Source organism: Acinetobacter sp. CIP 101966 (genome assembly GCF_000369725.1).
GTDB lineage: Bacteria > Pseudomonadota > Gammaproteobacteria > Pseudomonadales > Moraxellaceae > Acinetobacter > Acinetobacter lwoffii_Q.
This window is the reverse complement of the sequence record NZ_KB850160.1, coordinates 366,510-381,207: the sequence shown is the minus strand read 5'-3', so window position 1 is coordinate 381,207 and position 14,698 is coordinate 366,510. Positions and strand designations below refer to the sequence as shown.

Below are 14,698 nucleotides of genomic sequence, written 5' to 3'. Positions count from 1 at the left end.
TAAGAAACATAAAAGGGACGATTAAGTCCCTTTTATGTGCAAGAAAAAAGGTGATTATTTTTTCATTTCTGCCATTTCTTTTTGATACTCGGCTTTAGCCATTTCAAAGCGTTTGACCACATCAGCACTCGGTGCTTTATCCAGCAGGCTGACGATGATAATGCTGAGGGTGGCCAGAATAAAGCCTGGAATGATCTCATACAGACCGGTATCACCCATATAATTTTTCCAGACAATTACAGTCATGGCACCAACCACCATACCCACAATTGCGCCGTTGAGGGTCATTCGTTTCCAGAATAGCGACAAGATAATCAGCGGGCCAAATGCAGCACCAAAGCCCGCCCAGGCATAAGCCACCAGACCCAAAACCTTACTGTTCGGATTAATCGCCAGTGAAATGGCAATTAGGGCAATCACCAAGACCATGCCGCGACCGACCCAGATCAGTTCTTTTTGTGAAGCATTTTTACGCAGGAAACTCTTATATAAATCTTCGGTCAGGGTGGTTGAGCAGACCAGAAGCTGACAGCTCAAGGTGCTCATAATTGCCGCCAAGATAGCAGCCAGAATGATTCCGGCAATCCATGGATTAAACAGGATTTTGGTCAACTCCATAAATACCGTTTCAGGGTTTTGATTCACCACCGAAGCCAATGCGGGATTGACACTGAAGTAGGCAATACCGATATAACCGGCAGCCACTGCACCGCCTAGGCATAGAATCATCCAGGTCATGCCAATACGGCGTGCAGCAGGAATGGTTTTGACCGAATCTGCTGCCATAAAACGCACCAGAATATGCGGCTGACCAAAATAACCCAAGCCCCAAGCCAGACTGGAAATAATCGCAACGGTGCTTAAACCTTCAAGCATGCTTGAAGCATGTGGGCGAGCCGATTCAAGGATGACACTCACTTGCTGGCTGTTGTCGCCCAGAGCCAAGAAGGTAATGATCGGAGTCAGCAATAAGGCAAAAATCATCAAACCGGCTTGGAATGTATCTGTCCAGCTGATCGCCAAAAAGCCACCAATACAAACATAAAGAATCGTCGCCATCGCACCAATCACAAGCGCTGTGGTGTAATCCCAGCCAAACAGGCTTTCAAACAGTCGTGCACCTGCGACCATGCCTGAGGCACAATAAATTGCAAAGAACACCAGAATCACCAAGGCAGACAAGACCCGTAAAATACGTTTACGATCGGAAAAACGGCTAGTGAAATAATCCGGCAAGGTTAGAGCATTGTTCTGATATTCAGTATGGGCGCGCAGTCGACCTGCCACGAGTAACCAGTTCAGCCATGCACCGATAATCAAACCGATCGCAATCCAGACTTCTGACAGACCAGACAAGTAAATGGCTCCTGGAAGACCCATCAACAGCCAGCCACTCATATCCGATGCGCCCGCCGAAAGTGCAGTGACGACACTGCCCAGACTCCGTCCACCTAGAATATATTCGTCAAAATTGGAGGTGGCACGATAAGCATATAAACCGATTGCAATCATGGCGATAATATAAAACATGAAAGTAATCAGGGTGGGGTTTAAAGAAGTCATGGGCAGGTCATCCTGTAAATATGGAAATCATCGTCCAAGATGATTTTTTGTACTGAGATTGCAAGGAGGTGATTCAAGCATGGTTTAAAAATTACACTCTGTAACAATTACACAGCTTTTATGTATACCTATTGTAAATAGAGTAGTAATTCACTGAAATTGAATTAGGAATAACTTGAGCGGATAAAAGGCAATACGACGTCGAATTCAGGGGAAAAGTGGAAATTTTGAATAAATAATGAAAATATTTGAATCTTAGCCAATTGCTTACACAATCTTACAAAACTCACAGCTTTAGCGTATTGGTAATAAATCGTAGCAAATCTAGGTTAAAGTCTTCCTATTAGGCCTGTATTTGTTTGCTCATATTAATGTCACACCAAATACGGTGCATCGCCAAGAGTATTTTTTAGTGGACAATATGCTTCAAATCGAACCGACCCGCATTGAACGTGATTTATTGGGGGAAAAACAAATCCCGTTGCATAGCTATTATGGGATTCATACCTTACGTGCCATCGAAAATTTTAAGATTTCTGGATTGGCGGTGGGGCAACAAACGCACTTTATTCGTGCTTTGGCCCAAGTGAAAAAAGCTTCGGCACAAGCCAATCTGCACTTTCAAAAATTGTCCGAGCAGACCAGTACTGCCATTCAGAAAGCTTGTGATGAATTGATTCAGCATCCGGAAGCGTGGCAAACGGCATTTCCACTCGATCCTTATCAGGGCGGTGCCGGAACCTCCATCAATATGAATACCAATGAGGTGATTGCCAATATTGCCCTAGAAATGTCGGGCCATCAGAAAGGTGATTATCACATTCTGCATCCGAATGATCACGTCAATACCTCGCAATCGACCAATGATGTCTATCCAACGGCTTTGCGTCTGGCGACCTATAGCAGTCTGGATGAGTTATTGAGCGTGCTTAAAGCATTGATTGACTGTATCGATCATAAAGCTGCCGAATTTGAATATGTCATCAAGATGGGACGTACCCAGTTACAAGATGCCGTGCCGATGACCATGGAACAGGAATTCCGGGCATTTGCCACCTTATTAAAAGAAGACCTGAAGCTGATTGGACAGATGCGACAGTTATTGCTGGAAGTCAATTTAGGCGCCACCGCCATTGGGACCGGGGTGAATACACCGCCGGGCTATGCCAAGCGGGTGGTGGAAATCTTGGCGCACCTGACAGGTTTACCTTTAAAAGGTGCAGCAGATTATGTCGAGGCGACCAGCGATTGTGGCGTCTTTATTATCTTGTCGAGCAGTTTAAAACGTCTGGCAGTGAAATTGTCCAAAATCTGTAATGACTTGCGCTTGCTCAGCTCGGGGCCGCGTACAGGGTTAGCTGAAATTCGCTTACCTGAGTTACAGGCAGGTTCTTCGATCATGCCGGCAAAAATCAATCCGGTAATTCCAGAAGTTGTGAATCAGATTGCATTCCGGGTGATTGGTAATGACTTAACCATTACTATGGCTGCGGAAGCCGGGCAGTTACAATTGAATGTCATGGAACCTGTGATTGCCGTGGCGATGAATGAATCAATTCAATTATTGACCCAAGGCATGCAAACCCTGAATCAGAAATGTATTGCTGGTATTCAGGCCAATGAACAGATTTGCTTAAGTTCCGTCATGCGCAGTGTCGGGATTGTGACCTTGCTTGAACCGATTCTGGGACATGCCAAGTGTGATGAAATCGGCAAACAATGTATGTGGGAAAATAAAACCGTGCCACAGGTGGTATTAGAGTTAGGCTTATTGAGTGAAGCGCAATTAGAAGAGATTTTTGCATTTGAAAATCTGGTGTCTGAAATACCTGTAGCAGAGAGTCAGCTCGAACAGGTTTCTTGATAGCATAAATTGTCTTGAAACAGCTCAAATCAACTGATCGTTGTGATTTTGACAATTTGCCTCAAGTTCGATATGTGGATTTGAGGCATTTTCATCTAGACTAGGGTCTGAACTTTATTTGGCTGGGTAAATGGCGATGTTTGATAAAATCAGTGCATTATTTAAAACTAATAAACCGACTGCTGCACAGCTATATTTAGACGAGCAGAATATCCAGCATGTCGAAGGCACAGGTTATATCGTGGATGGCATTGATTTAAATCAGGAACTGACCACACGCTTAGAATATTTGTCCAATCGCCGTCTAAAACAGTTTGATGATTTAAAAGCTTTATACGACACCGCGATGCTGATCAATGAAAAGATTGATCTGGAAATTGCCCATCAGCGTTTTAATGTGACTTTGGGAAATACCGAAGAGAACCTGCTGCAATTTAAAATGATCCTCAAGAAGTTAAATGATTATTATCGTAACTTTCTGCGAGAGAAAAAATAAGTGTTAAAAGTGGCTTGAAATCGAAGCGTATGGATGTGGCAAGACTGCATAAAAATAACAAAATATCCTGAGATCATCGTGCTAGTATAAGCCTCAGGTTATTTAGACTTTAAAGCTATATCCATGTTCCAACAAGAAATTTCCCAACTCAATTTACCACAACTCAAAGCAGGCGAGAAACGCTGGTTAGGCAATCTGCAAGGTTCCTCGACGGCATTGTTGCTCAAAGAAATCGTGCAGCAGCAATCGCGTTTATTTATCGTGATTGCACGTAATAATCAGCATTTGGGTCAACTGGAAAGTGAACTGGAATTTTATGGGGTTAAACCCACGATTTTTCCAGATTGGGAAATCTTGCCTTATGACCGTCTCTCCCCCCATCAGGATATTGTCTCGGAACGTCTGGCAATCTTATCCAATATGCCAAAAACTGGCGTACTGTTGCTGTCCGCCTCAACTTTGGCACAACGTGTGGCGCCGACCTCATGGATTCTGGGTGAGCATTTCGATATTCATGTCGGTCAGAAATTTGATCTGGAACAACAAAAGAAAAAGTTGATTCAGGCCGGTTATCATCTGGTCGATACCGTCTATGATCCAGGTGAATTCGCGGTACGCGGCAGTATCATGGATATCTACGCATCGGGACAGGAAGCACCGATTCGGATTGACCTGTTTGATGATGAAATTGAAAGCCTGAAATTTTTCGATGCCGAAACTCAGCGCACCACGCAAAGTTTGCAGCAGTTTACCGTATTGCCGGCACAGGAATTTCCGCTCAAGGAAGGTCGTGCCACTTTCCGTGACCGCTATGCCGAATTTTTCCCGACCGCGAATCCAAAAAAAAACCCGATCTATCAGGATGTGATGGATGGCATAGTCTCGCCGGGAATCGAGTTTTATTTGCCCTTGTTTTTCAGCGCGGAAGCCATGCAAGGCCAAAGTTCACTGATTTCGTACCTACCGAAGAATGGCATTGTCATTACAGATAAGGCTCTGGACGAAAGTCTCAGCCAGTTTTGGCAAGATGTGGTGCGCCGTTATGAAGATCGTCGCCACAATGTCGACCAACCGATCATGCCGCCTGAAAGCCTGTTTTTTCAGACCAATCAGGTGCTGGAGCAGCTGAACCAGTTTGCACGCATCATTGCCGCACAAACATCTTTTGATCAAAAAGCTGGGGTATTGAATCTTGATACCCAGTTGCCACCGCGTCTGCCCGTAGATCCGAAACGTGAAAAACCGTTTCATGAAATCAAAAAATATATTGATCAGGCTAATCATCCGGTATTGCTAGTGGCTGAAAGTGCTGGACGCCGGGAAAGTCTTAAAGATGCCTTAAGGCCAAGTCTGGGTGATATCCCCACGGTTGAAAATTTTGATAGTTTTATTCAATCTCTGTATGCAATTGCCATTACCAATGCGCCTTTAGAGCGTGGTCTGGTATTGACCGATCGTGTCAGCGTAATTTCTGAAAATCAGCTGTATGAACATCGCGTGGTACAGCGCCGTCGCAAACGTCAACAGGAAGTTTCCGAAGAGTTTCTGATCCGAAGTCTAACTGAGCTGACCATGGGCGCGCCTGTGGTACATATCGATTATGGGGTCGGACGTTATGCCGGTCTGGTCACCCTAAGTATTGATGATCAGGATCACGAATTTTTGCAGCTGGATTATGCGGATGCCGCCAAAGTCTATGTGCCGGTGACCAATCTACACTTAATCAGCCGGTACAGTGGTGGTGATCCGGATCTGGCACCTTTGCATAAACTGGGTACGGACGCATGGAATAAAGCCAAACGTAAAGCGCTGGAACAGATTCACGATGTCGCGGCCGAATTGCTGCATATTCAGGCACGGCGTTCTTCCAAGCCCGGGATCAGTTTTGAAATCGATCAAAGCCTGTATATGCAATTTGCCAGTGGCTTTGCCTATGAAGAAACACTGGATCAGGCCAATGCGATTGAAGCGACGTTGCATGACATGCAGCAGGCCAAGCCGATGGATCGTCTGGTGTGTGGTGATGTCGGGTTTGGTAAAACAGAAGTCGCAATGCGTGCCGCATTTGTTGCAGTACAGAATAACCGGCAGGTGGCGATTCTGGTACCGACCACTTTGCTGGCACAGCAGCATTATGATTCATTCAAAGACCGCTTCGCCGACTGGCCAGTCCGGATTGAAGTGCTGTCACGTTTCGGCTCTTCCAAAGCACATACCAAGACCATTGACGACCTGATTGAAGGTAAAGTCGATATTGTGATTGGTACACATAAGATTTTGCAGGAAAATGTTCAGTTTAAGAATCTTGGCTTGATGATTGTCGATGAAGAGCATCGTTTCGGGGTGCGCGACAAGGAACGAATCAAGGCGATGCGTGCCGATGTCGACATGCTGACACTGACTGCAACTCCAATTCCACGGACACTGAATATGGCCTTTAGTGGCATGCGTGATCTGTCGATTATCGCCACACCGCCGGCACGCCGTCTTGCGGTGAAAACCTTTGTGCAGGAACATACCGATGACACCATTAAAGAAGCGATTCTGCGTGAATTGCTGCGCGGTGGTCAGGTTTATTTTCTGCATAATGAAGTTGATACAATCGATCGTGCCGCCGAGCATATCCGTAAACTGGTGCCGGAAGCGCGGGTGATTGTGGCCCACGGGCAGATGCGTGAACGTGAACTGGAGCAGGTGATGCAGCAGTTCTATCACAAGGAATACAATGTTCTGGTATGTTCGACCATTATTGAAACCGGGATTGATGTTCCGAATGCCAATACCATTCTGATTGAACGTGCTGACAAGCTGGGCCTGGCACAATTACATCAGCTACGCGGACGTGTAGGACGCTCACACCATCAGGCTTATGCCTACTTAATGGTGCCGTCTTTAAAAGCCTTAAAAGGTGATGCAGAAAAACGTCTGGATGCCATTCAGCGTGCTTCGACCTTGGGTGCCGGTTTTATGCTGGCAACCGAAGATCTGGAAATTCGCGGCGCAGGTGAGTTACTAGGTGAGCAGCAGAGTGGTTCGATGCAGGCTATTGGTTATAGCCTGTATATGGAAATGCTGGAAAAAGCCACCAAAGCCATTCAAAAAGGCAAAACGCCAAACTTCGATGCACCATTGTCATTGACTGCCGAAATTACCCTGCATATGCCAGCGTTGATTCCAGATGAATATCTGGGTGATGTGCATCAACGTCTGTTGTTCTATAAACGCATCAGTAATACTGATACCCAGGAAAAACTGGACAATATCCGGATGGAATTGATCGATCGTTTTGGTATACCGCCGCAACCGGTCAAACAGCTCTTTGCTGTACATCAGATTCGATTGAAAGCCGAGCAGCTTGGTATTACTAAAATTGATATCAGCAGTCAGGGTGGGCATATTGAATTTGCACCGGATACTCCGGTTCAAGCCATGACGATTATCCAGATGATGCAGAAACATCCGACCTATTTCCGGATGGATGGCGGTCAACGTCTAAAAGTCATGGTCATGCTGGAAGACTATCAAAAGCGGATTCAGTTTATACAGGATTTACTGGACAGTCTGCTTAAAGAATTGCACTGATTTTATTCGATTAAATCAGCCTGAAAATTCAGTTTGGATTTCATTTTCCAATGAAGTTTGCAGGAACAACAGGCTTGATTTTTTTAATGAATTGTTTACAGTAATTGTTGTGATGTGCTTCGCAACAAATCATGAGAATTTGTCTTTAAACACATTGCTTTCAATATTCAGCTTCAGTTGGATATGTTAGTATTAGCCATCATTCTAATTTTGCATCATTTATAAAGATATGTTTAGTTTGCATCCACAACTTGCTCAAGATACGTTTTTTGTAGGCGACTTTCCTTTGTCAACATGTCGTTTGATGAATGATATGCAATTTCCCTGGCTCATTCTGATTCCACGTGTGCCGGGTGTCTCTGAATTATATGAATTGAGTCAAGCTGACCAAGAGCAGTTTTTAAGAGAGTCAAGCTGGTTATCAAGCCAGCTGGCACGTGTTTTCCGTGCAGATAAAATGAATGTAGCAGCGCTGGGTAATATGGTGCCGCAATTGCATTTTCATCATGTAGTTCGTTATCAGAACGACGTTGCATGGCCGAAGCCTGTTTGGGGTACACCTGCTGTTCCTTATAGCAGTGAAGTATTGGCACATATGCGTCAAACCTTAATGCTGGCTTTACGTGGTCAGGGCGACATGCCATTTGACTGGCGCATGGACTAATCAGCCAAGGCATTCCGAGAACCATGAACAGTTGCGGACTTCAGGGAGGGAGTGAGTGCAATTAGACGACTGGATTCAAAAAGAACCCCATCAGTTTGAGTATTTCCATCGCATGATGGGATACATCATGCTGTCTGTGGTTCTGGTCGTCTTTCATTACACTGAACCAGATACCCAGTATCAGCTTTTTGTTCCATTTTTTTTGTTTCTGGTTTTGCTAATTACACCGAAACTATCTCGCTGGCTGATCTATCGTCATGATTATCACATCCGGCGTAATATTCTTTTCCTGATTGATGTCATTGTCATTTCGGTGGTTTTGGCGGCCGTGCATCTGGACTTGGTCTTGTCCTTGCTGGGTCTGGTCGCAGTGCTCTATACCGCGATCAGCAATAAAATTTCATTTATGATGGCATCTCTAGCCAGCCTGATCGGGATTACGCTTTTTTATCTGGCCAATATTCTGGTCTTTGGGTTTAATAATTATTTCGAACCGACCAGCAGTGAGTTGACCGTTTTAGGCTTTATCTGTCTGATTACCTATTTTGGTGTCGGAAGTTTTTATCAAAGTGGTCGTGTGCAATACATGACCCAGAAAAAAGACCATTATTTCGAACAGATGAACCGTTATATGGAATTTGCCAATCAGCTGAGTCGCTATGCGCCCGTGCAGTTATGGCAATCCATTATGAAAGGTGAATCTGAAGCCAAAATTGAATATAAACGTAAAAAGTTGACGATCTTTTTCTCTGATATTCAAGGCTTTACAGAGCTATCTGAAACTCTGATTCCAGATGATTTAGCATTCCTGTTGAATGACTATCTTCGGCATATGACCGAAATCGCTAAAAATTATGAAGCGACTGTCGATAAATTCATGGGTGATGCCATCCTGATTTTCTTTGGTGATCCGAACTCCGAAGGTGTGGAACAGGATGCTAAGAACTGTATGGAAATGGCATTGGCGATGCGTCAGCAAATGAAATTGCTGCGGGAACGCTGGATTAAAATGGGTTATCCGCCACTGCATATCCGCATGGGGATTTCAACCGGTTATTGCCACGTAGGGAATTATGGGGCTACGCATCGTATGGCTTATACCATTGTAGGACGTGATGCCAATCTGGCAGCGCGTTTGCAAAGTGCAGCGGAAGTCGATGAAATCCTGATTTCGGAAGATACTCATAATCTGATCAAAGATGATTATCTTTGTGCACCGAAAAAGCCGATATTCTTGAAAGGCATTAAAGCACATGTAAGAACCTGGCAGGTCATGGAAAAATATGCGTCTCAGAAAGTCGAGTATCAGCGCTGGTTCGATTATGAATATAAGGGCTTTCATTTATTGCTGAATCTGGATGAAGTGCAAAACTTTGAATATCCTGAGCTGATTCATGTACTAGAAAAAATGATTAAACGCATTGAAACTCAGCAGAAAATGACCAATTCACAAGGTATTGTCAAATTGAAGCTTGAGGATGAAGTAATTGAACACATTTAAAGTTCATGTAAATTTACTTTAATTGTTTCTTATAAAGAGAAAAAACCACGCATGAGCGTGGTTTTTTATTTTAGCCTGCAACGAAAATCTTAGTGATTTTCTGACGCATGGTTAATGGTGTATTTTGGAATTTCAATTTCCAGATCTTCATCGTCCAGTTTAACCTGACAAGAAAGACGTGAATCAGGTTCTAAACCCCAGGCACGATCGAGTAAGTCAGCTTCAACATCATCCATTTCTTCCAGGCTGTCAAAACCTTTGCGTACCACTACATGGCAGGTGGTACACGCTGCTGACATATCGCAAGCATGTTCGATTTTAATGCCATTTTTTAGCAGGCTTTCGCAAAGATTGGCATTTTGTTCGACTTCAAACTCAGCACCTTCGGGGCAAATCTGCGCATGTGGAAGAACTTTAATACGTGGCATAGTCGTTACCTTAAATTAGTTTGAGTTTGACCAGTCGTCGAGTTTAGTGCCCTTAAGAGCTGCATCAATATGTTGATTCATACGTGCTGCTGCAAAAGCATCACTATGTATTTTAAGCTGTTCAACGGCAGATTCAATCGCTTTGATATCTGAACCCTGAAGCTGAGTTTCAAGTTGTGCTTGCGCAGTTTGCAGTGCTGCAAGTTGATCTTCAGTCAACAGACCGGCATCCGCTTGGAGTGCCTGAACCAGTGCTTCCAGCTCACGCTGTGCTTCCACTTTGGTTTCATTCAAATGACGAAGATTCTTATCTTCTTCAGCGAACTTATAACCGTCTAGCAACAGACGTTCAGTATCTTCACCCGATAAACCATAAGATGGTTTGATATCGATTTGAGCCGTCACGCCAGAGGTGGTTTCTTTGGCAGATACAGTCAGCAAGCCATCTGCATCGACCTGGAACGTCACTTCAATACGTGCCTGACCGGCAGTCATTGGTGGAATGCCATGCAGGACAAAACGCCCTAAACTACGGCAATGCTCAACCAGATCACGTTCACCTTGAACCACATGAATCAACATGGCAGTCTGGCCATCTTGATAAGTCGTAAATTCCTGACGACGAGCGACTGGAATCGCAGTATTACGCGAAATTAATCGTTCAACCAGTCCGCCCATGGTTTCAAGACCAAGAGACAGAGGCGTCACGTCTAATAGTAATGAGCCATCAGTTGAGTTGCCAATCAATTGGTTCGCAGTAATTGATGCGCCAATCGCAACCACTTCATCCGGATTAATAGTGCATAGTGGTTCTTGATTGAATACTTCACGCACGGCTTTTTGTACTGCATAAGAACGGGTTGAGCCACCGACCAAAACGACATTTTGAATGTCATCCAGTTCAAGCTTGGCATCACGCATCACACGCTTACATACGCTGATGGTCTTATCCAAAGCAACTTTAATGATCTCTTCAAATGTCGGACGGTCAAGCGTCAATACCTGATCAAGCAATTTGAGTTGAACTGAATCTGCATCAGACAAAGCTTCTTTGGCTTTACGTGCTGCAACCACAAAATGTGCATATTCTGCATCATTCAAGGTGTCAATATTCAGTTGTTTCTTGGCCCATTTCAGGATCAAACGATCTAGGTCATCACCACCGAGGGCAGTGTGGCCACCGGTTGCCAGAACTTCAAACACACCTTGACTAAAACGCAGAATCGAAACGTCAAAGGTACCACCACCCAAGTCGTAGATCACATAGTTGCGATCTGTACTTAGATTGCTTTCCTGATCGAGACCATAAGCAACAGCAGCAGCGGTTGGCTCATTCAACAAACGTAAAACATTCAAGCCAGCAAGTTGAGCAGCATCACGGGTTGCCTGACGCTGTGCTTCATCAAAGTAGGCCGGAACAGTAATAACGGCACCATTGACCGGATTTTGCAGACTGGCTTCAGCGCGGTCTTTCAACTGCTTTAAAATTTCTGCAGAAATCTCAACCGGCGTCTTACGGCCTTGTGCGGTTTCAAAAGCCGGCATTTCATTCGCTTCACCAACCAACGCATAAGGATGCTGGAATTTGATGTCAGCTTTCGAGCGACCCATAAAACGTTTTACAGAAACGATGGTGTTTTTAGGGTCAGTAGTAATGAAAGGCGCAGCTTCATTGCCGTATTGAGTCTGTTGTTCTGCATAATGCACGATAGAAGGAAGTAGCACACGACCTTGTTCGTCATTAAGTACTTTGGCTTTACCTGAAAGAACCGTGGCAACCAAAGAGTGGGTGGTGCCTAAATCGATACCAATCGCAATGCGGTGTTCATGTGGTGCACTTGATTGACCTGGTTCTGCAATTTGCAAGAGAGCCATAGTGTTACATCCTTTGCACGTTAAATATTAAATACTAAAAATTAGAAATCATCATCAAGATCAAAGCTGTCATCGTCCAGGAAGCGGTCTTCCGCTTTGTCGATATCGGCCATGACTTTAACGAAGAAGCGTAGTTTGCGCACTGTATCGCGTGCTTCGGCCCAGTCTTCATCCGCATAATCAATTTTGAACTCGCGAACCAAGCCCTCAATCCATTGCTGGACTTCGACTTTCAGTGAAGTTAAATCTTCAGCAGAAGTTGCATCGTCAAGTTGTTCACGAATTTCCAGAGCGTCCTGCAAGAATTCAAAATCACTGATCGACTGATCTAAGTGATAATCCTGTTTCTTGAGAGACAGTAAATACGCTGCACGGCTATCGACCGCTGACAAGGTTTTAAATGCCTGATTGATATCACTTGATTTAATCAGAGCCTGATCTTTGTCTTCAGCTTTATCTGGGTGATATTGTTGCTGCAACTTTAAAAATTCAGTCTTTAAAGCCGCTAAATCAATATCGAGTGCTACAGGAAGGTTGAACAACTCAAAATGATTCATGGGAGATGGGATCCGCGATTAATGTGCAAAAGTAACTGTATAAATGCAATTAAAACAGTGTGAAACACACTGTTTTAATGTCAAAAAGAGAATAACTGCCGGGTTTATACAGTGAAGGATTCACCACAACCGCATTCGCCTTTTTTGTTGGGGTTGTTAAATTCGAAGCCTTCGTTCAAGCCGTTTTTAACATAGTCCATCTCCATACCTTCAAGATAAACCAGGCTTTTCGGGTCAACGAATACTTTAACCCCAAACTGCTCAAAGGCTTGGTCATGTGTATCGACTTCATCGACGAACTCGAGCACATAGGCCAGACCAGAACAGCCTGAAGTTTTCACACCAACGCGAATGCCTTCACCCTTACCGCGATTTTTTAAATAATTGCTGATATGAGTTGCAGCATTTTCAGTTAAATGGATCATGAAAACTCCGTTAAAATTTCAAAACGTGGAACAATTAAGCTTTAACTTTCTTGCTACGGTAGTCTTCTACAGCTGCTTTGATTGCATCTTCAGCAAGAACAGAGCAGTGTACTTTTACTGGTGGAAGTGCAAGTTCAGTTGCAATATCAATGTTCTTGATCGCTTGAGCTTGATCCAAAGTTTTACCTTTGAGCCATTCGGTCACAAGTGAACTTGATGCAATGGCAGAACCACAACCATAAGTTTTGAAACGTGCTTCTTCAATCACGCCTTCATCGTTTACCTGAATCTGTAAACGCATCACGTCACCACATGCTGGCGCACCAACCATACCAGTACCAACGTTTTCAGCATTTTTATCTAAAACGCCAACATTACGAGGGTTTTCGTAATGATCAATTACTTTTTCGCTATAAGCCATGTTGCTTCTCCAAACCTCGGGGTCAGCCTCAGTATTAAATATGGGGGTAAAAAAACTTTTCTCAATGAGATAGCAACGGATTTGTCACTATCTCAGAATGAAAATTAGTGCTCAGCCCACTCAACTTTAGAAAGGTCAATACCTTCCTTATACATATCCCAAAGCGGAGAAAGTTCACGTAACTTCTCAACAGCAGCTTTAGTGATAGTCAATACGTGATCGATATCTTCTTCAGTGGTGTATTTACCGAAGCTGAAGCGGATCGAACTGTGTGCAAGTTCGTCTGAAAGACCCAATGCACGAAGTACATAAGATGGTTCAAGTGTTGCAGATGTACATGCCGAACCTGAAGATACCGCAGCATCTTTCAATGCCATCATCAATGATTCGCCTTCAACGAAGTTGAAGCTAATATTCAGGTAGTTCGCTACGTTTTGTGTTGGATGGCCGTTCAGGAACACTTGTTCAAGACCTTGTAAACCATTCCACAGCTTGTCGCGAAGTACACGTAAACGAGTCTGTTCAGCTTCCAAGTTTTTGCCTGCAAGTTCAAACGCTTCACCCATACCTACAATCTGGTGAGTCGCAAGGGTACCTGAACGCATACCACGTTCATGGCCGCCACCATGCATTTCAGCTTTAAGGCGTACACGCGGGCTACGACGTACAAACAGTGCGCCAATACCTTTAGGGCCATAGATCTTATGCGCAGAGAAGCTCATCAAATCTACTTTTAAAGTTGAAAGATCAATTTCAACTTTACCCGCTGCCTGAGCTGCATCGACATGGAAGAAAATCTTGTTGGCGCGAGTGATTTCACCAATCGCTGCAACATCAGTCACAGTACCGATTTCATTGTTTACCATCATCAGGGAAACAAGAATTGTGTCTGGACGGATCGCTGCCTGTACCATTTCAGGCGTAATTAAACCGGTTTGAGGTTGAGGCTCAATATAGGTAATTTCAAAACCTTCAGACTCAAGCTCACGACAGGTATCTAAAACTGCCTTATGTTCGATTTTAGAGGTAACGATATGTTTACCTTTAGATGCATAGAAATGAGCCACACCTTTAAGCGCAAGGTTGTCTGACTCGGTTGCACCTGAAGTCCATACGATTTCACGTGGATCAGCTTTAATTAAATTCGCAACTTGTTCACGTGCATATTCAACTTTTTCTTCTGCTTGCCAACCATACGCGTGTGAACGAGATGCCGCATTACCAAAGGTACCATCGAATGTTAAGCATTCCATCATACGTTCAGCAACCTGAGGATCTACAGGAGTTGTAGCTGCATAATCAAGATAAATCGGACGTTTCAT

12 protein-coding genes are annotated in these 14,698 nt (G+C 44.1%); 5 read left to right on the top strand and 7 right to left on the bottom strand.

The features are described from left to right. Positions 1–54: 54 nt before the first annotated feature. Complete coding sequence (gene putP, locus F891_RS07805; RefSeq protein ID WP_004646756.1) at positions 55–1,563, bottom strand: sodium/proline symporter PutP; 1,509 nt, start codon at positions 1,561–1,563, stop codon at positions 55–57. A gap of 421 nt (positions 1,564–1,984) precedes the next feature. On the opposite strand from putP, the gene aspA reads away from it, so the two are divergent. The 5 genes from aspA to F891_RS07780 all read left to right on the top strand — a co-directional run bounded on the left by aspA (position 1,985) and on the right by F891_RS07780 (position 9,670). Further along, entirely contained in the window at positions 1,985–3,427 is a 1,443-nt protein-coding gene (gene aspA / locus F891_RS07800; RefSeq protein ID WP_034439543.1) for an aspartate ammonia-lyase, read from the top strand. A gap of 130 nt (positions 3,428–3,557) precedes the next feature. Next, positions 3,558–3,923 (top strand): hypothetical protein, encoded by a 366-nt coding sequence (locus tag F891_RS07795; protein ID WP_004646758.1) that lies wholly within the window; start codon positions 3,558–3,560, stop codon positions 3,921–3,923. A gap of 123 nt (positions 3,924–4,046) precedes the next feature. After that, positions 4,047–7,505, top strand: a complete 3,459-nt coding sequence (gene mfd, locus F891_RS07790; protein ID WP_004646759.1) for a transcription-repair coupling factor — start codon at positions 4,047–4,049, stop codon at positions 7,503–7,505. 229 nt (positions 7,506–7,734) lie between these two features. Further along, positions 7,735–8,169 (top strand): HIT domain-containing protein, encoded by a 435-nt coding sequence (locus F891_RS07785; RefSeq protein WP_004646760.1) that lies wholly within the window; start codon positions 7,735–7,737, stop codon positions 8,167–8,169. A gap of 55 nt (positions 8,170–8,224) precedes the next feature. Further along, positions 8,225–9,670 (top strand): adenylate/guanylate cyclase domain-containing protein, encoded by a 1,446-nt coding sequence (locus F891_RS07780; RefSeq protein ID WP_004729820.1) that lies wholly within the window; start codon positions 8,225–8,227, stop codon positions 9,668–9,670. A gap of 89 nt (positions 9,671–9,759) precedes the next feature. Here F891_RS07780 and fdx read toward each other — a convergent pair whose 3' ends face one another. From fdx to F891_RS07750, 6 genes are all read right to left on the bottom strand, one after another. Beyond that, complete coding sequence (fdx, locus tag F891_RS07775) at positions 9,760–10,098, bottom strand: ISC system 2Fe-2S type ferredoxin (protein WP_004279821.1); 339 nt, start codon at positions 10,096–10,098, stop codon at positions 9,760–9,762. Between the two features lie 15 nt (positions 10,099–10,113). After that, positions 10,114–11,973 carry a Fe-S protein assembly chaperone HscA gene (gene hscA, locus F891_RS07770; RefSeq protein WP_004646762.1) on the bottom strand — a complete coding sequence of 620 codons (1,860 nt, stop codon included), beginning with the start codon at positions 11,971–11,973 and terminating at the stop codon, positions 10,114–10,116. 41 nt (positions 11,974–12,014) lie between these two features. Further along, positions 12,015–12,530: a Fe-S protein assembly co-chaperone HscB gene (gene hscB / locus F891_RS07765; RefSeq protein WP_004646764.1), complete on the bottom strand. Its 516-nt coding sequence runs from the start codon at positions 12,528–12,530 to the stop codon at positions 12,015–12,017. Positions 12,531–12,634: 104 nt separating this feature from the next. After that, positions 12,635–12,955 carry an iron-sulfur cluster assembly protein IscA gene (iscA, locus tag F891_RS07760; RefSeq protein WP_004279817.1) on the bottom strand — a complete coding sequence of 107 codons (321 nt, stop codon included), beginning with the start codon at positions 12,953–12,955 and terminating at the stop codon, positions 12,635–12,637. Between the two features lie 34 nt (positions 12,956–12,989). Beyond that, positions 12,990–13,376: a Fe-S cluster assembly scaffold IscU gene (gene iscU, locus F891_RS07755; protein WP_004279815.1), complete on the bottom strand. Its 387-nt coding sequence runs from the start codon at positions 13,374–13,376 to the stop codon at positions 12,990–12,992. 104 nt (positions 13,377–13,480) lie between these two features. Beyond that, positions 13,481–14,698, bottom strand: a complete 1,218-nt coding sequence (locus F891_RS07750) for an IscS subfamily cysteine desulfurase (RefSeq protein ID WP_004279813.1) — start codon at positions 14,696–14,698, stop codon at positions 13,481–13,483.